Below are 19423 nucleotides of genomic sequence, written 5' to 3'. Positions count from 1 at the left end.
TTTTAAAAAGTGTATCACAGAAAAGCGGAAGGCGCTCGTTCAGCTCTGACAGGCATAATCCGCATAGCGGAAAATGGGCGAACTTTCCCGTTTACCGCTATGTGGATTATGACCCGAAGAGCTAGCGCCTGGAGCTGGACACCTAGAAAAGCGGAAGCAGGCGTTCAGGTCCGACAAGCATAAGACGGCTTGAGAGAAATGGGCGACCTTCCCCATTTTCTCAAAACGGCTTATGACTCGAGGACCTGCCTGCTGGAGCTGGACACCTAGAAAAGCGGAAGGCGCTCTTTCAGCTCCGCATACACACAAAACAAGCCGCTCCCAATTCAGGAAACGGCTCAACTTTATACTTTTGCTTCAGTTTCAGTTAACTTACGGATCGCTTTGGCTACGCCTTCTTCACGGTTTGTTGAAGTAACGTAACGGCAGATCTGCTGAATATCCTTTGGTGCGTTGCCCATTGCAACTGACCAGCCTGCAAGCTTCATCATTGAAACATCATTATAATTGTCACCAATTGCCATGACATCATCTGATTCAATCCCGCGCTGGTTCACATACCATTCAAGGGCAAGTCCCTTTTGCGCATCTACACTTGTGATCTCAAGGTTTTCTTTACCTGAAGAACTGATTGCAAGTCCGCCCATTTCGTTCAGTGCTTCCTTCGCCTGCTCCAGCTTTTCCGGCTTTGATGAAAAGGCCAGAAACTTATAGACGGTTTCTGAGGAATTGAATACTTCGTGATAGTCATCTACTACATGTACATGCCCCTCATCATAGCGGTTTGCTGCTTCTTCCTTTACGTGTGGAAGCGGCGTATCCGGATTCGACGTCAGGAAAATATCAATTAACAACTGAATGCCGTGCTCTTTATGGTTTGTATACGTACCATTCTCAGTATAAATTTCAAAGTAAACATCCAGCTTCTCAAGGGCATCTGCTGCTGCTTCTGCTTTTTCAGCGCTCAGGCCTTTCTTGTAAAGCTGATTCCCCTCTGTGTCGCGTATTTCAGCACCGTTTACCACGATTAACGGGAGTGACAGCCCAGCGTTTTTAATTGGCAATACCGCTTCTTTATATGATCTGCCGGTTGCAATGATCACTTCAATCCCGGCATCTTTCGCTTCTTTAATTGCGTTGATCGTTTCCTGCCCTACTTCGTGACTGCCATTCAGCAGTGTGCCATCCATATCAGATGCAATTAGCTTAATCATCTCTTCACCTTCTTGTATTTGATTGGACCATTGTATCACAGCGGATTCACTGGAAACCTTTTCACTGCTCAGTCTTTACAAATTTTATACAATCAAATTGCAAAATAAAAACAGCAGGTGCCTGCTGTTAAGAACACATAAGCGCGCGAAGCCCGCGCTTCTCCACTTCTCTCTCAAGTAGCTGAATAAAATCCCTAGCCAGATTCAGTTTCCTGGCTGATTCAAGTGCTTCCAGTAATTTTTCATTTGTTAAATGGCCCATTGTATTCATTCATACCCACCTCATCTTATTTTCTATATGTTAAAGATATTTTCCCCAGATTCTCTTGTTTTTAAACTTTATATTGTGTTCAATATGTGAAATTTAACCAGTGCCATCTCTACAATACCATTGCTTATCGGAATTGAAAGTGTTTAAATTAACTTGAAAGCGCTTACGTTAAGTTTTCTGAGTAAATCATTGATTTCAATGGGGGTGTGAATTAAAATTGAATTTGGCTTATTTTTATTCACTTAATTTTTATCAGTCCATTCAAAAAGGAGAAAAACGATGAATAATACATTTACAGCAAAAGATTATTTGCTCTTTATTATCCCTTCTATTATCGGGATTTTTCTATTCATGATGCCTCTTCCATCAGAAGAAGCAGTCACAATTCCAATCGCAATTTTATCTGATTGGCTTCAGGGATTGATTGGCGGTGCGATTCCGGCGATTATGACATTTATTATTGTAATTACCGCTATCCTGTCTTTACTTGCACGTGCTGCAAAGCCTGCATTTATTACGGACAATGACTTCAGAAATACCCTGTTTAATGTCACATGGTTCTGGGTGATTGTAAGATTACTAGCTGCAGTCTTTGCACTGATTACTTTTTTCCAGATCGGTGGCAGCGCAACAGAGCTGATCTGGTCTGAATATACCGGGGGCTTATTGCTCGGTGAAGGCGGTCTGATTACGCTATTATTCTCTTTATTCCTATTTGCAGGATTATTTCTGCCATTATTGCTTAACTTCGGTTTACTTGAGTGGTTCGGTACATTAATGGCTAAGATAATGCGTCCGTTATTCAAGCTGCCTGGACGCGCTTCAATCGACTCTCTTGCTTCATGGCTTGGGGACGGTACGATTGGTGTCATGCTGACAAATAAACAGTATGAAGAAGGACATTATTCAAAACGTGAAGCAGCTGTTATTGGTACGACCTTCTCAGTTGTTTCGATTACTTTCAGTATTGTGGTCATTGAAACAGTTGACCTGGCTTCTTACTTTGTTCCATTTTATCTGACAGTTGCATTTTCAGGATTCATTGCGGCAATCATTATGCCGCGTATCCCGCCTCTGTCTCTGAAAAAGAAAACCTATATTACTGAAGCGGAAGAAGAAGAATCACTTGAAGATGTGCCAGATCACAAATCACGCCTGCAGCATGGAACAGAGCTTGCCATTCAGGCTGCTAGAAAGAATAACAGTGTCGGTCACTTCTTCAAAAGCGGTATGAAAAATGTACTTGATATGTGGCTTGGGGTTGCACCTGTTGTTATGGCATTCGGAACAGTTGCACTGATTCTTGCTGAGGAAACAGCATTCTTTACCATACTTGGTACGCCATTCGTGCCAATTCTGGAGATCCTTCAGATTCCTGAAGCTGCAGATGCAGCTCAGACAATGGTTGTCGGATTTGCAGATATGTTCCTGCCGGCCATTATCGGGGCGGATATTTCTTCTGAGATGACGCGCTTTGTCATTGCAGCGGTTTCCGTTACACAGCTGATCTATATGTCAGAGGTTGGTGGCGTGCTGCTCGGTTCAAAGGTCCCTGTTAACTTCCTGGACCTTGTACTGATCTTCCTTCTGCGTACACTCATTACATTGCCAATTATCGCGGGTATTGCCCATATTTTATTTTAATTATAAGCTATTTAAATATCATTGTAGTTTCTGTACAGCTGGTGATTGGAGCGTAAGGGGGCGACTGCGGCAGGAAGGGACGTGTGAGGCCATGGCGAAGCCTGCGGGCTCACCGCCCGGCCGCGAAGTCCCCCTGAAGCGGAAATTAACAGCCCATTTTAACAAAGCCTAATTATAAAAAAAGACACTTACGATCGTGTAAGTGTCTTTTTCTTTGAATAGAGAGGTAACTGGACAATTGCATTTGTACCGCCTTCAGGAAGGTTTTCAAATGCCAGAGAGCCGCCATGTGCCTGAACAATTCTATGGCAGACTGTTAGCCCGAGCCCCATCCCCTTTTCTTTAGTGGTATAAAAAGCTTCCGAAATTTTTTCAATCATCTCTTCCGGAATACCCGGACCGCTGTCTAGCAGTTCGACCTGAATCTCATCGCCCTGTACTGAGGGCTTAATTATTATTTCCCCGTTTTCCTCGATCGCTTCTATACTGTTTTTTACTAAGTTCATAAACACCTGAATAATCTGATTCCGGTCACCATAGACAAATTTATCTTTTTGATCTAAACGGCTGACTTTAATATCAATATTTTTTGATGCCGCCTGATGCTTCATAAAGTTGATCACATATTCCACAGAATCGCAGATGGAGAACTGTTCATGCTTTTTAATCTCAGGCTTTGAAAGGATTAACAGCTCTTCTGTAATCGCATGAATACGGTCGATTTCCGATGCCATTAATTTTACTCTCTCTTCTGTTAATGAGCCTGTTTCCTGCATCAGCTGAACGTAACCTTTCAGACTGGTCAGCGGATTTTTAATTTCATGTGCTATCCCTGATGCCAGCTCACCGGCTACTGAAAGCTTTTCTCTTCTCAGCAGCTGTTCTTCAGCAGCTTTTTGCTGTGAAATATCCCGCCCGATTGTAATAAGTGCTTTCCGGCTGCCGTCTTTGTGAAAAATCGGCACTTTTATCACGTCAAAGGATTTATACTCTCCCGACTCTACATAAAAAGACTCTTCACTGCGGTCAGTTTTGCCCTTTTGCCAGGTCTGTTCATCAGTTACCACACAATAATCAAATGCCTCTTTGAAAAAAGGATTTACTTCTCCAAGTTCAGCATCCGTTTTTCCGATATAGTGCTTCCCTTTCAGGCCGTAAAGTTCAAGTCCAAAATCATTCGTTCTGATCCATCTGCCCTTCCCGTCTTTAAAGCAGACAAAATCAGGCATTGACTGAATCATTGCCGACATTTTGAACTCTTCTTCTTCCATTTCCTTAAAGAGACTTCTTAAGGCAGTAGCCCGCCTGTAAATCATATAGGCCAGCCACAGCAGAATGATGGCTACGGCTACTTCAATGACAATATAAGTTGCAGTGGAAAACCACCCATTGAACCCTGCGGTAATAAAAATAATTTGTACGATAAAAACAATACCAATAATCCCGATTAGGCCTTTAATCTGTGAAAATGTATAGGATTGCAGCATTTTCTCACCTGCCAATCTTCAGATTAGTTCGTCCTCAGTTGTTATGTATATGGTAAATATATACTTATAATAAACTCAAAAAGAACCATTCAATACTCATATCATACCATGTCGATTTTTGAAGGAAAAGGTCGAAGCAAAGCCTGGATGTTTTTTAGCTTCATCAGAAGGCTGAAAATGTTGAGGTTCGGGTGGAAAACAATACCCTATGTCGCTGTAACATCGGTCTTAAAGCGCCTTATCTCAGCAAAAACTTCCTTAACATATCAAATACTTATTCTAAAAAAAGCTGCTACAGTCATCCTTAATAAAAGATTACTGTAACAGCTTTTCGAATCTTTAATTTGTAATCGTGGTTTTCAGCTTTGAAAGCATGTCTGTTGTCATTGACGTTAAGTCATGCTGAGCTTTAAAGCCCCACTCGTCTTTTGCAGCAGTTGCATCAATTGCATCGGGCCAGCTGTCAGCAATCGCCTGACGTACAGGATCCGGCTGGTAGTTCATTTCAAAAGAAGGAATATGTTTTTTGATTTCAGCAGCAACCATCTCAGGCTCAATACTCATTGCAGTGACATTGAACGCGTTGCGGTGCTTAAGCTTCGCAGGGTCTGCCTCCATCAGGTCAACAATCGCCTGCAGCGCATCAGGCATATACATCATATCCATATAAGTGCCTTTGTTGATCGGAGAAGTATAACGGCCTGATTTTAGAGCCTCATAATACACTTCAACTGCGTAATCCGTCGTACCGCCGCCCGGAGGTGTAACGTACGAGATCAATCCAGGGAAACGCACACCGCGTGTATCTACTCCAAAGCGCTTGAAATAATAATCGCAAAGCAGCTCCCCGGATACTTTATTCACACCATACATTGTTGTCGGACGCTGGATCGTATCCTGCGGCGTATCGATTTTTGGCGTATCAGGACCAAATGCGCCGATTGAGCTTGGCGTAAAGAATTGCAGATTGTGTTCGCGGGCAGTTTCAAGACCGTTCATCAGTCCACCCATATTCAAATGCCATGCAAGCTGCGGAGACTCCTCTGCTTTCGCTGAAAGAAGTGCCGCCATATGCATCATCGTATCCACTTTATACTTTGACACGATCTCATTCATTCTCGCGCCATCCGTCACATCCAGGATCTCAAAGGGACCGCCTGTGACTGCTTCAGTTTCTGCTGTGCGAATATCAGATGCGATCACGTTATCTGCACCGTATTCAGCACGCAGCTTCGTGATTAATTCCGACCCGATCTGACCAAGCGCACCTGTAACTAATATACGTTTCATGAGAAAACCTCCATTACTAAATATTAAAAGAACAATTGTCCGTATGAGAAATACACTTATAGTTTATATTTACTTAATCCCTTATTAATTTAACATAAATCGCTTGAAATGTTTATACCGGGAGGACATTTTTTATTATAAAACTTTTGCGAGGAAGAGAGCGGTGGTTTACTGTGTGGGTAGTTCAGGAGATTTGATGGGATGTTCAGGAGATGACAATGGTGGTTCAGGAAATTATATTTGATGTTCATTAAATTAATGAAGCGGTTCAGAACATTTCTCCCACCGTTCAGAAGAAAGTGATATTAGACCTCCCCCAGACACACCCGCATATCTGGCAATCACCACAAAAAAACCAGCCCGCAGGCTGGTTTTTTCACAATCTATTAAACTTCCTGTCCTTTACCGACAATGGCTCCAGCAGTATAGTCCTTTGGCTTATGTTCACCTGATTTAATTTCTTCGATATAGTGACATGCAGCCTGGTGACCTTCCTTCATAAAGTCAGTTGTACGCAGTTCAGGTACGTCTGTTTTACACTTTTCAGTCGCAAACGGACAGCGCGTGTGGAAACGGCAGCCGGTTGGCGGGTTGATTGGAGAAGGTACATCTCCTTTTAGTGCAATACGCTCTTTTTTAGCGTCAGGATCCGGCACCGGAATCGCTGACAGCAGTGCTTTTGTATATGGATGCTGAGGGTTATCAAACAGTGAATGCTTGTCACCGATCTCAACAATTTTACCAAGATACATTACAATGATGCGGTCAGAAATATGACGGACAACACCAAGGTCATGCGAGATAAAGAGATACGTAAGTCCGAACTCTTCCTGCAATTCTTCAAGCAGGTTCAATACCTGTGCCTGAATCGAAACATCCAGCGCTGATACTGCTTCATCACAGATAATCAGCTTTGGATCTACTGACAGAGCACGAGCAATCCCAATACGCTGACGCTGACCGCCTGAGAATTCATGCGGGTAACGGTCTGCCTGGAATTTTTGAAGTCCTACTGTCTGAAGCAGTTCTTCAATTTTTCTGCGGCGGTCTTTTTTAGGTACCGCATTTTGAATATCCATCGCTTCTTCAATCACGGCAGATACAATCTGACGCGGATTAATCGATGCATATGGATCCTGGAATATAATCTGAAGATCTTTACGCATTGCGCGCATTTCTTTTTTACTCAGTGTTGTCAGGTCTCTGCCTTCAAAAGAAACAACGCCTTCTGTCGGCTCGTCCAGACGAAGGATTGCACGTCCGGTTGTTGATTTACCACAACCCGACTCTCCTACAATACTGACTGTTTCACCTTCATATACTGTAAAGCTGATATCATCCACGGCTTTAACGTGATTCACCGTACGACCGAAGAATCCACCTTTAATCGGGAAATACTGTTTTAGTCCCTCAACCTTTAGCAGTTCTTTCTTCGCTGTCATGGACATTCACCTCCGGATCGCCGTCCCACTCATCTGAGTAGATCCAACAGCGAATCTGATTATTATTTTCATCTGTTTCAAGTACTGGCAACTTTTCACGGCAAAGCTCTGTCGCAAACGGACATCTTGGCGCAAAACGGCAGCCTTTTGGCATATTGTGCGGACTTGGTACTGTTCCATTGATCGGCTTCAGCTTATCCTGCTCAATGTCGTGTCTTGGCAGTGAGTTCAGCAGTCCGACTGTATATGGATGCTTTGGATTTTTGAAAAGCGTGCGGACATCTGCAAATTCAACTACCTGGCCTGCATACATAACGGCAACGTAGTCACATGTTTCTGCTACAACGCCAAGGTCGTGTGTAATCATCATCACTGACATATTTAATTTGTTCTGCAGTTCACGTATCAGATCCAGAATCTGTGCCTGAATTGTTACATCCAATGCAGTTGTCGGCTCATCGGCAATCAGCATATCAGGATTACATGAAAGTGCAATTGCAATCATGACACGCTGTCTCATACCGCCTGACAATTCGAATGGATACTGATCCACACGTTTTTCAGGAGAAGGAATTCCGACAAGCTTCAGCATTTCGATCGCTTTCAGCTTGGCTTCACGCTTATTCAGCCCCTGGTGAATACGGATTGATTCCATGATCTGCTGACCGACAGTGTATACAGGATTCAATGAAGTCATTGGCTCCTGGAAGATCATCGAAATATCGTTACCACGGATTTCACGCATTTGCTTTTCTGAATAAGTAAGAATGTTTTCACCCTTAAAGCGGATCTCCCCGCCTTTAATTTTACCCGGCTTGGCTAAAAGGTTCAGAATCGATAAAGCTGTAATACTTTTACCGGAACCTGATTCACCTACAACACCAAGTGTTTTACCGCGCGGCAGTTCAAAGCTGACACCGTCTACTGCTTTTACTTCACCTTCATCTGTAAAGAATGATGTCTGAAGTTCGCGGATCTCTAATATATTTTCTGATGAGCTCATGTGATCACCCCTCATTTCATTTAAAAAATCTTAGTTCAGATCTATACGTTTATTCAGGAATCTGTAAGAAATATCAACAAGTAAGTTTACGAGTACGAACAGAACGGATATAACAAGTACTGTACCCTGTACAACCGGGAAGTCACGCTGTCTGATCGCATCAATTGTCAGACGGCCCATTCCGTTGATTGCAAAGATTGTTTCTGTCAGTACTGTTCCGCCAAGCAGCGCACCGAACTCAAGACCAACTACTGTAACAACCGGGATCAGTGCATTTTTAAGTGCGTGCTGATAAATAACAACGCGTTCTTTCACACCTTTTGCACGGGCTGTACGAATGTAATCCGCACTGATGACTTCAAGCATACTTGAACGCGTCATACGGGCAATAATCGCTGCCCCTGCCGTACCAAGTGTAATAACCGGAAGAACAACCTGTCTCCAGTCGTCACCCCATCCGGATGCACGCATCTGGAGAAATGGCTGCAGCGACTCCGGTATCCAGTTCCCGATTGCAAACCACTGAATCAGCATCAGACCGAGCCAGAAGTTCGGCATTGAAAGTCCAAACAGCGCCACGATCATGATCACTACATCTGTTACTGTATAGTGACGTACTGCAGATACGATACCTGCAATCAGCCCCATAAATACACTTAATATCGTACTATAGACAGCAAGTTCAACCGTTACCCAGAAGCGGGCGCCGATTTCATCAGCTACAGGACGGCTGCTTCGAACTGAAGTTCCCAGGTCACCTGTAACTACGTTTCCAAGAAAAGTACCATACTGTACATGTAATGGATCATTTAAACCTAATCTTTCACGGATCTGTTCAACCTGACGTTCAGGTGCAGCTTCCCCCGCAATAATCTGCGCCGGGTCACCCGGAATCAGGTGCATCAGAGAAAATACTAATATCGTAACCCCAAGTAATACGGGGATCGTCTGAATTAAACGACGGATAATAAATTTCGTCATATCAAAGCACCTCCAGTTATTGTTTCATTTTCGGATCAAGTGCGTCGCGGATTCCATCACCAAAGATGTTGAAAGCCAGAACGACAAGCACAATCATCATGCCAGGGAAAAAGGCTACGTGCCATGCATCATAGATGTAGTCACGACCTTCAGACAGCATCGCACCCCATTCAGGCATCGGCGGCTGTGCACCAAGACCAAGGAACGAAAGACCGGCAGCTGTTAAGACTGCAGTCGCAATACGAAGTGTCGCCTGAACAATAATCGGAGACATAACGTTTGGCAGAATGTGACGAAAGATAATTCTGAAATCTGTAGCGCCAAGTGCACGAACCGCATCAATATATTCAAGTTTCTTAACGGAAAGCGTTGAACCGCGGACAATACGTGCAAACGCAGGAACAGAGAAAATACCTACTGCAATAATTACGTTTTGAAGACTTCCTCCAAGTACACTTACAATCGCAAGTGCAAGAAGAATACCCGGGAACGCAAGCAGAATATCCATGATTCTCATAATAAAGTTATCAATCCGTCCGCCATAATAACCGGAAACGATTCCGAGCGGCACCCCTACAACCAGACCGATAATAACAGAAAGGAAACCAACATAAAGCGTTATCCCCATTCCATGTATAATCCGCGTGAAAATATCTCTTCCAAAGTTATCTGTACCAAACCAGTACTCAGCAGATGGACCTACGAGCTTATTGGCGATATCAGTAGAGTTCGGATCTTTTGAAAGCAACATCGGTCCGAAAATTGCGACAACTATGAAAAAGACAATTAAATATCCGCCGATCAATGCTGCTTTATTCTTTTTCAGCCGCTTCCAGATCATTTTATAGTTTTCTATTCTGGGATTGACTTTCTTAGCAGTAACCGGATGGTTAACCGTATTTTCACTCATTTTTTACACCCTCTCTTATGCATATAAATCGCTTTGTAAAGTAATAGGAAAGAACTTTACGCACCTCAACAATATTAACGCATTTTCAACAAAAATGAAACTATTCTAATATCTTTTTTTATGAAACAATTTGCATAAATTCCTACATGAAAACTTTCGTAAGGATAATAATTCCACATTGCTAATATTAGAATAGCTTTATCAAAATCTAGTATTTTAATTATATGTTTTTTAAGGTTGCAGTCTTAGTACTGTAAGGCTTAAATATACTTGCGTAATTTTCTGTAAATTACAAGGTACGCAGGTTTTTTCACTAAAAATAACGCAGAAAGTACAATTCATTCCGCCGTGTGAATACAAACGGTTTTTTGAAGCAATCATTATTTTAGCAGAGTAACGCTTTAAAGCTAAAACTAATTGTATAAATTATATTAATATAATTATAAGATTTTCCAATATCATGAACATCCAGTGATAATCTTTAAAATACAGTTGAAACTATTTTTACACGCTTGTAATATTCTAAAATTTGCGATATATTATTTTTTGAATATTGCGCTTTGTGCGCACATTTCAGAATGATTATTTAAATATGGGGGGTAATTTTTTTGACAAGTAAAAAGACGCTTTGGGCATTTTTACTAACGCTTGTACTTGCAATGTTCCTTGCAGCATGTGCCGGCGGAAGCGACGACTCTTCATCAGAAGAAGGCGGTTCTACTGATGATGGCGGAACAGAAACAGAAGATGGCGCTGCTGAAGGCGGTTCAGGCGGCGATCTAATGCTGAATGTACTATCTGATGCATCATCACTTGATCCACACGGTTCAAATGATGTTCCTTCATCAAACATTCAGGCTAACCTTTATGAAACACTTGTATTCCAAAATGCAGACAACGAAATTGAGCCACTACTGGCTGAAGAATGGGAAGCTGTTGATGACCTGACTTGGGAATTCAAGCTTCGTGAAGATGTAACATTCCACGACGGTTCAGCATTTAACGCTGAAGTTGTTAAAGCTAACCTAGATCGCGTTCTTGATCCTGAAGTAGCTTCACCACGTGGATTCCTTTATGAAATGATCACAGAAGTAAACGTAATTGATGAGTACACTGTACAAATCGTTACTGAATATCCTTTCGCTCCACTACTTGCTCACCTTTCTCACAGCGGTGGCGGTATGATTTCTAAAGAAGCAATTGATGCTGACTATGCAGCAATGGAAGAAGGATCTGAGCCAGGTTCTGTGATTGCACAAGAGCCGGTTGGTACTGGATTCTTCAAATTCGAAAGCTGGACTCCTGGTGAAGAAATCGTTCTTTCTAACAACGAAGAGCACTGGGATGGCGGAGCACAGGTTGATACTGTAACATTCCGCGTTGTTCCTGAATCAGGTACTCGTGTAGCTGAACTTGAAACAGGTAACGCTCACATTATCGATCCACTTCAGCCAAACGAAGTTTCACGTGTTGATAACCTTGATAATGCATCTGCACAAATCCAGGGTTCAACATCACTTTCTTACCTAGGATTTAACATGGAGCAGGAGCCATTTGACAACCAGCAGGTACGTCAGGCAATCTCTATGGCAGTTGATAAGGCTTCAATCATTGAAGGTATTTATGAAGGATACGGTGTTCCTGCTGTAGGTCCAATTCCTCCAGGCGTATTCGGTTATGATGAAAGTGTTGAACCTCTTGAGTACAACATGGATGAAGCCAGAGCACTTCTTGAAGAAGCAGGATTTGCTGACGGTTTCTCTACTACAATCATGACAAATGACAACCCACAGCGTGTTGACACTGCTGTACTTGTTCAGGAAGCACTTGCTGAACTGAACATTGAAGTTGAAATTGAAGTTGTTGAATTTGGTTCATTCCTTGATGAAACTGCTGCGGGTAACCACGACATGTTTATCCTTGGATGGTCAACGCCAACAGCTGACGCTGACTATGCAACATATGCACTATTCCACTCTTCTCAGGTTGGAGCACCGGGTAACCGTTCATTCCTACAGGATGACGAAGTTGACTCACTGCTTGACCAGGGCCGTCAGGAAACTGACCAGGACGCTCGTGCTGAGATCTACTCACAGCTTCAGGAACGTCTTGTAGAAGTGGCACCAATGGTTTACATTCACCACCAGGAATACCTGACTGGTGTAAGCGATAATGTATCTGGATTCTCTACACTTCCAAATGGTCTTTATCAGCTTAAAGATGTAACAATCTCTGAGTAATCAGATATGATAAAAAACCCTCGTCCGGAGTGATCCGGGCGGGGGTTTTTGTTTTCGGTTTTTGCAATCGAGGCGTGGGTGTGGTTGTTGACGGGGCGGGATAGCTGGTACCGTCGGACACGGCGCAATTCCATCATTTGAGGGGTTATTCCTTCAATCTAAATATTATTCCATCAATCCTGGGTGTGATTCCTTCAATCCTGTATTTATTTCCTTCATTTTGATTCAGACCGCCATATTTTCTTCATTTCAAACGTTAATTCCTTCTGCACTATAGATATTCCCTTAATTCTTTCACACAATTCCTTCACATTCGGCCCGGCCACCCCGGATAAGCAAAAAAAAGCCTGCCCCATTATACGGGACAGGCTCTCATTCCTGGTCATCTTATCGTTTTACTTAATAATTTCTAATTCCTTACCAACCTTCTCATACACTGCGATTGCCTCATCCAGCATCTCTTTCGTATGTGCTGCTGTAGGCATGTTTCTGACACGGCCTGTGCCGCGTGGAACGGTTGGGAAGACGATTGATTTGGCATATACGCCTTCTTCAAACAAACGTTTGCTGAATTTCTGAGTCAGCTTTTCTTCACCGATAATAACCGGTGTAATCGGTGTTTCACTTTCACCAATATCAAAACCGATTTTCTTCAGGCCGGCTTTTAGATAATCACCGTTCTCCCATAGCTTGTCATGAAGCTCAGTGCTGTCAAGCAGCATCTGGATGGCTTCTGTAATCGCCACTGTATCTCCTGGTGTTAATGCTGTTGAGAACAGGAACGGTCGTGAGCGTACTTTTAACAGATCAATCAGATCCTGAGACCCTGCCACATATCCGCCAACGACTCCGATCGCTTTTGATAGCGTACCGATCTGGAAGTCTACTTCTTTTTCAAGACCGAAATGTTTTACTGTACCTTTTCCTTTACCCATCACACCAGAACCGTGTGCATCATCCACATACGTTATCAGGTCATATTCTTTTGCGATTTCAACGATTTCAGGAAGCTTTGCAACGTCCCCATCCATTGAAAATACACCATCCGTGATAACCATCACTTTATTGTACAGACCTGATTCTGTTGCTTCCTTCGCTTTTGCACGAAGATCATCCATATCCGAGTGGTTCACGCGGATGATTTTTGCTTTTGAAAGACGGCAGCCGTCAATGATTGATGCATGGTTTAATTCATCTGATAGAATGGCATCATTTTTATCCATCACTGCAGAGATCGCAGCCATGTTACAGTTAAAGCCTGACTGATAAGCAATTGCAGCTTCTGTCCCCTTGAATTCAGCAAGTTTTTCTTCAAGCTTTACGTGTACATCAAGTGTACCGTTGATTGTACGGACAGCCCCTGCACCAACCCCGTAATGATCAATCGCTTTTTTAGCCGCTTCTTTTAAATGATCATTTGTCGCCAGACCCAGGTAGTTATTTGAAGACAGGTTAATCAGTTCCTGTCCGCCAATCGTGATCATCGCACCGTTTGGACCTTCTACCGGATCAATTTCATTATATAAGCCCTTATCTTTTAAATCATTCAGGTTGTCCTGTAAAAACTGTTGAAGTACTTTAGACACGTCATTTCCTCCTCGTTTACATTTGTCCTTCTGAAAAAGACATAATTTGTTGTTTTAAAAGTATTTAACACACATTTTATTTTAACATGTTTATGTATTGCGGACAAAGCAATGCGTATACAGTTTATTTATTACCCGATCTATTATTTTTATACTCCATTAAAAAGAGACTGAAACACAATGTGTGTCTCAGTCTCTTAAACGCAGCACTTCGCTTCAGGCGGACGCCTTACGCTCCGTTCCACTCAAATTGTATTTAAAACTTTGAATTTCTTATCTATTATTCTTATTCTCTTTCGTCAAAAGCTCATAAGTAAAGTCGATTGGGCTTGTGATACCTTCCGGTGCTGCAAATGTTGTGATCATTTTTACATTACCGTTTTTAAATAGCTGGTTCAGTTTCAGGGCATCTTCATCGTTCACGTTAAATGGATCAACGTGCCATACTTTCGGATGAGCGTTACCCTTTCCGCGTTCCTGGATGAATGTCACTGTATACTCAAGGAATTCTTCATTCATTTCAGCAAGTGATGTGAATGGTTCAACTGAAGACCCGTCTGATTCAAAGCCTGCAGCCTCCACCTGAATGTTATCTACATACCATCCTTCATTGCTGAATGCCCAGTCCTCCATGTAGCGGAATGAGACAAGAACTTCCTGACCTGCGTATGCACTGAGGTCAAATGATTCGTTTGTCCATTCATCTACCTTACCTGTGAATCCAGGTACGTTTTCGATAATTGTAGGATATCCGCCTTCAGCAACTTCTGTACGTGTATTTTCGTTTTCAAGTGATGTCCATGTTTCACCGTTATCAGTTGATACCTGAACGACTCCATAATCCCATGTTTCTTCAATGTCATACAGGTGATCGAATGTCAGTGTTGCTGAATCAGTGCCTGTCAGATCCGCTTTAAAGATCAGCTCACTGTCATCTTCAGCTCCATTTTGACTGTAAAGTACCTGGTTATCAGGATTTAACGGATCTTTAACTGACGTCCATTTCTGAAGGAAGTCTACCCCGTTGAACTTAAAGTCTTTTACTTTGTTTGAGAAATCAATAGATTTGAAGTCCCCGCCCCATGCAGGTACACCTTCTTTTTCTACTTCAAGTGCATTTTCATAGCTGACTGTTTTACCGCGCTTAGTACCTTCGTTATCTACTGGAAGATCGCGCAGGTTGATGCTGTCAAATTCATATACGCCCTGATTACCTTTTCCGTCATCAAGTGCAAGTGCTGTCATAAAGTCCTGATAGACGTCTTTAAATGTCTTATCAATGCCATTAGAAGCAAATACTTCATTTACCGAAGCAATTCCCTGTGACTGTGATGTTGCAAGCTCACGGATCAGCTCCTGGCCGTATTTATCATACAGATAAAGTGTGAACAGATATACCTGACCGTAGTCAGCAATAGTCTCTGGTCCTGTTGATGCATTGCGGTGATCATCCCAGTTCACAAGTGAGTTTTCAGGGTGATCCAGGAAGAAGTTAATTGACCCTTCACCGTGACCATAACCGCCAAGATATTCAGAGAATGTTGACATCCCCTCATTCAACCATGTTTCTTCAGCTGCATCGTTATCTGCATGGATTAAATGCTGAAGCTCATGAATGGTTGTTGCATAGAAAGTTGATTCAAGACGCTCTTCCCAGTTGTTAGTATCAATGGTAATCATGTTACGATCAGTATAGTTTTCTAGCGTCTGCCAGAAGAAGCCTGCTACGAAGAATGGATAAGTTGAATCATAATAAGCATCATCCTTGACGTTATCGATCATCATCATGACTTTGTCGCTGCCTTCATAATAATCATCTGGTAACCCAACCATGCCAGGAACTGTCGCATTCGATCCGTCCAGTTTATCCGGTGTCCCAAAGAAATCAGTCGCAACCGGATACATATTCGAATCGAACTCATCCTTCAGTTTGTCAACCTGCTCCTGAGTTACAACGTCTGTTCCCCGTGGATCTCCTTCAGGATAGCTCAGGTCATTCGCCACCCATACTTCAACGTTTTCCCCTACGCTTCGCAGAGTGAACTCCTTAAATTCTAAATTACGATCCAAAAACAGCTTCGTACCGCCGTTAAAAGTAAAATTCTCTTCTGACTGAGCTGAAGCGCCTGCAGTTTCCTGGTCAGCCTCAAGCTGTGCAGCCTGTTCTTTGATTTTCTTTTCAGCCTGCTTAAGAAAACCCTCATCTTCACTCAGACTCTGAAGATATGTATCTATATCCTGACGATCCCCATAGCGTTCTGTATCCCAATTCGGCGTATCTGCAGGTGCAGCTGATGCTGTCCCTGGTACCATTGCTGCAGGTGCTAACAGAGACAGTGCAAGTGCACTTGAAGATAGTACTTTTAATACCGGTTTCTTCTTCATGTTATTTCCCCTTTCGAACTATATTCTGTCATGCTTTTACAGCTTAACATGCAAAATTTTCAGAAAAAAGTGAAATTTAACATGGTTAAATACTACCAAAAAGGGGTAAATAAGTACCTTTAAAAATATTTCGTGTACCAAATGAACTTTAGTCCTAGTCCAAATGAATTAATCAGTATTCTGAAAAGTATGATATAATAAGACTGACCCTGAGAGGAGGAACGAGAATGATGAATCAATTCTACTTGAAAGAAAAAGATCAATCACTGACCGCCCTGACACCAATCCGTCTGGCTATTCACGTTCCATGTACGATTCTTGAAGCACGAGATGAGTACCACCACTTATATCACTTATATTTTAAAGATCAGCAATTCCTTGCCGCTAAAAAAGTGAGCCGCTCTAAAAGGCGCAGCTACACTGAAAAAGCGTTCACGCAGGGAATTGTTTTTTTATGCCCCCACCCGCTCTCGGATCAACTTGTATCATCAGAAATGACACTTACAAACCAATCATTTACCGTATTACTCAAAAAAACAGCACACGACCCGCTCCAGTCAGTCGAGATCTTCAGCTGCTTCGATGGTCTGATCAAAGAAGAAAAGTTGTTCAAGGTCCTCAGGGATCACTACTATACGTATAAACGCGATGGCAAATTTAAAAAAGCAGCGATTGTGTATGACCGGATCAGATCGATCTATCCTGAACACGAGTGGGTCAAGTCAACCCGCTCTGAAAAAGTTGATCTGACTGCTGATCAGCGTACTTTATGGGAGGCACGCAACCTGAAAGAGGGATTCCCGATTCAGCATCAGCTTGCTGCAGCAGAGGAACAATACAAATCTGCTCCGGCTCCGGGAACATTTAAAACACTGCTCGAATTCACAAATATCCATTACACTCCGGCACAGCAGCAGATGCTTTATGACAGACTACTTGCAGACGGCTATGATGAACCGGCGAGAAATGCTTTTAAGGAACTGGTCAGGCAACAACAGCCTGCTGAAGCAATCAGACTGCTCGCGAAATACCCTTTTACGCTAAGGGCTTCAGATGTACGGGATCTGAGAACGCTGTTGCAGGACCAGGACACATTGACAGCTCTCTCCTTTGAGACACTTTGCAGCAGACTTGCACCGCTTCTAGCAGATCACCCTGAAGAGATGAACGAAATGATCCTGACTGCTTTAAGGCACGTGCCTGATCATGACGTGGGGGGAATCTTAAGACATTTGACACCCTTAGCGGATCTGCCAGTCTATCAGCTGGTCAAGCAGCTTGCTGAAATAGCAGAAGATCCTGAGCAGCAGGCCGCAGCAGGTGAGCTGTATGAAAAAATCGGATTTTACAATGAAGCGATTGACTGCTTCACCTATGAAATGGAGTTGCATCCAGAATCAAAAGAGCCGGTTGAGCGCCTTTTTAAAGCTTATCTTGCTTCCGGACAGGCTGAAGAAGCAAAGGCTTATCAGGATTTACTGAAGACAATGGTTTCATAGTAAAAGGGCATTCCGCGACGGAATGCCCTTTTACTATGGAGCGTCTGCCTTACCTCTCTGTAATCCTCTCAACCGCCTGCAATTTCTGATTGATCCACTCACGATCCATCGCTGGCATCTTGTCAAGATCAGCTTTTTCTACGACGTATTCTGCAATGTCCCTTAGTGAACCCAGATGCTGTCGTGGTGCACTTTCTCCGGCAAAGGCAATGGCTTCAAGCATCGCAGTCAGGACGGATACATCTTCTTTTCCGTAATGGCGAAGCTGGAAAAAGGTTTTATATAAGATATCCTGGAATGATGGAAGGTTTATTTTCACCAGACCTTTACCATCGTCATCTGTTATCAGAATAGGCCTCACGGGAAACTGCGCCATATTTCCAAGCAGTCTGCCGATATGCCTTATACTGTCATTTGCCGTATTCGGATCATTGATACCCGGTGAAATTGCCCGCAGCGCGACTTCAACCATTTTTTGCAGGGCAAATACGGGATCCTGCCTGACGTCCCGCTCATTCCCGATCATAAAGCTTTGTGTCAGAGGCAGGTCTCTTACTTCAGGCAGACGTTCTGGCTGAACATATACTGTCAGCAGTGGCGTGGCTTTATGAACGTATTCACCGATTGGCACGTTCACTTCAATCATTACCCCATGCTCTGCCGCCTTTTTTCCCAGCTGATCCAAATCTATATATTGTACGTATCCATAGCTTTGCGCCTGGACCTGATAGAAGGTCTCGCCAGAATTCCAGTTTTCACCCTGATGTTCAAGAGAAACATTCTGCTTTTGCATAAGCTTAAAATAGTAGTCTGTTACATCATCTGTGTCACCTGCAAGGCGTTCAATCAGACGGCTTGCCTGTATATCATTTGCTACATGATGAATAAAGATTGCAAAAAACACCAGACATAAAATTGCAATCAGTACTCCCACTACGCCGGCGATCACCGGATCCTGTGAAAGGCTGTCTCTCATAAACAGCATCGAAAGTGTTGAATAAATGAATCCGCCCATAAATATCCCGAGCACTCTGAGCGTCAGCGGGTCTGTAATAAAATTTTTAATGGTCTTAGGTGAATATTGTGAAGCATAGGTTGTGAGGACAACCATAATCGTTGAAAAAGTGAATGTCGTCATCGTCAGCAGCGCTGTGATCAGAGCAGTCAGAATGGCTTGAGCGAGCTCTACTTCTGTATAGAAAATAGCGGGCAGACCTGATATGCCAGGTCCATAGTTAATATCAACGAAACCAACAACTGCTGCAAGCAGCACCGCAAGCAGGCTATACCCGAGCGGCCTGAGCCAGACTTTATCTTTCAGGTTGATCCACTGTTTTTTCATCCCGCTCCACCCCTTTTAATCATTTGATTTTCTTTGAAGCGTTTACAGTATGTCTCTTATAAATATTTTACCTCAGTTATATATTGACGCACAGTGTCTATTTCACAGACAGAGGTGTAGTAAAACTTT

14 protein-coding genes are annotated in these 19423 nt (G+C 42.9%); 3 read left to right on the top strand and 11 right to left on the bottom strand.

What is annotated here, in order from left to right:
* Positions 1–344: 344 nt before the first annotated feature.
* On the bottom strand, positions 345–1214 hold the full coding sequence (locus tag UFB30_RS02880) for a Cof-type HAD-IIB family hydrolase (protein WP_322420168.1): 870 nt from the start codon (positions 1212–1214) through the stop codon (positions 345–347).
* A 127-nt stretch (positions 1215–1341) separates the two neighbouring features.
* Entirely contained in the window at positions 1342–1485 is a 144-nt protein-coding gene (locus tag UFB30_RS02875) for a sporulation histidine kinase inhibitor Sda (RefSeq protein WP_322420167.1), read from the bottom strand.
* A 279-nt stretch (positions 1486–1764) separates the two neighbouring features.
* Here UFB30_RS02875 and UFB30_RS02870 point away from each other — a divergent pair, with 279 nt between their 5' ends.
* A complete protein-coding gene (locus tag UFB30_RS02870) occupies positions 1765–3129 on the top strand; it encodes a YjiH family protein (protein WP_322420166.1) in 1365 nt (454 codons plus the stop codon).
* A gap of 188 nt (positions 3130–3317) precedes the next feature.
* Here the strand turns inward: UFB30_RS02870 and UFB30_RS02865 are convergent, their stop codons facing one another.
* The 6 genes from UFB30_RS02865 to nikC all read right to left on the bottom strand — a co-directional run bounded on the left by UFB30_RS02865 (position 3318) and on the right by nikC (position 10242).
* A complete protein-coding gene (locus UFB30_RS02865) occupies positions 3318–4616 on the bottom strand; it encodes an ATP-binding protein (protein WP_322420165.1) in 1299 nt (432 codons plus the stop codon).
* 339 nt (positions 4617–4955) lie between these two features.
* Positions 4956–5906 carry an L-threonine 3-dehydrogenase gene (locus UFB30_RS02860; RefSeq protein WP_322420164.1) on the bottom strand — a complete coding sequence of 317 codons (951 nt, stop codon included), beginning with the start codon at positions 5904–5906 and terminating at the stop codon, positions 4956–4958.
* Between the two features lie 386 nt (positions 5907–6292).
* On the bottom strand, positions 6293–7348 hold the full coding sequence (locus UFB30_RS02855) for an ABC transporter ATP-binding protein (protein WP_322420163.1): 1056 nt from the start codon (positions 7346–7348) through the stop codon (positions 6293–6295).
* A complete protein-coding gene (locus UFB30_RS02850; protein WP_322420162.1) occupies positions 7317–8351 on the bottom strand; it encodes an ABC transporter ATP-binding protein in 1035 nt (344 codons plus the stop codon). Before UFB30_RS02850 ends, UFB30_RS02855 begins: the two co-directional genes overlap by 32 nt.
* A 30-nt stretch (positions 8352–8381) precedes the next feature.
* Positions 8382–9332 (bottom strand): ABC transporter permease, encoded by a 951-nt coding sequence (locus UFB30_RS02845; protein ID WP_322420161.1) that lies wholly within the window; start codon positions 9330–9332, stop codon positions 8382–8384.
* Positions 9333–9348: 16 nt separating this feature from the next.
* Positions 9349–10242 carry a nickel transporter permease gene (gene nikC, locus UFB30_RS02840; RefSeq protein WP_322420160.1) on the bottom strand — a complete coding sequence of 298 codons (894 nt, stop codon included), beginning with the start codon at positions 10240–10242 and terminating at the stop codon, positions 9349–9351.
* A gap of 608 nt (positions 10243–10850) precedes the next feature.
* Between nikC and UFB30_RS02835 the strand changes: the two genes are divergently transcribed.
* Positions 10851–12482: a glutathione ABC transporter substrate-binding protein gene (locus tag UFB30_RS02835; protein WP_322420159.1), complete on the top strand. Its 1632-nt coding sequence runs from the start codon at positions 10851–10853 to the stop codon at positions 12480–12482.
* 395 nt (positions 12483–12877) lie between these two features.
* Here the strand turns inward: UFB30_RS02835 and UFB30_RS02830 are convergent, their stop codons facing one another.
* Positions 12878–14068: a glycine C-acetyltransferase gene (locus UFB30_RS02830; RefSeq protein ID WP_322420158.1), complete on the bottom strand. Its 1191-nt coding sequence runs from the start codon at positions 14066–14068 to the stop codon at positions 12878–12880.
* A gap of 273 nt (positions 14069–14341) precedes the next feature.
* The gene (locus UFB30_RS02825; RefSeq protein WP_322420157.1) at positions 14342–16453 is read right to left on the bottom strand and encodes an immune inhibitor A; all 2112 of its coding nucleotides are present in this window, start codon (positions 16451–16453) and stop codon (positions 14342–14344) included.
* 227 nt (positions 16454–16680) lie between these two features.
* Between UFB30_RS02825 and UFB30_RS02820 the strand changes: the two genes are divergently transcribed.
* Complete coding sequence (locus UFB30_RS02820) at positions 16681–17952, top strand: tetratricopeptide repeat protein (protein WP_322420156.1); 1272 nt, start codon at positions 16681–16683, stop codon at positions 17950–17952.
* A gap of 49 nt (positions 17953–18001) precedes the next feature.
* On the opposite strand, the gene UFB30_RS02815 is transcribed toward UFB30_RS02820, so the two are convergent.
* Positions 18002–19294, bottom strand: a complete 1293-nt coding sequence (locus tag UFB30_RS02815) for a DUF2254 domain-containing protein (RefSeq protein ID WP_322420155.1) — start codon at positions 19292–19294, stop codon at positions 18002–18004.
* Positions 19295–19423: the final 129 nt, after the last annotated feature.

The organism is Jeotgalibacillus haloalkalitolerans, assembly GCF_034427455.1.
Lineage (GTDB): Bacteria > Bacillota > Bacilli > Bacillales > Jeotgalibacillaceae > Jeotgalibacillus > Jeotgalibacillus haloalkalitolerans.
Note: the sequence above shows the minus strand (reverse complement) of the source record. Positions and strands in the feature narration are given on the sequence as shown.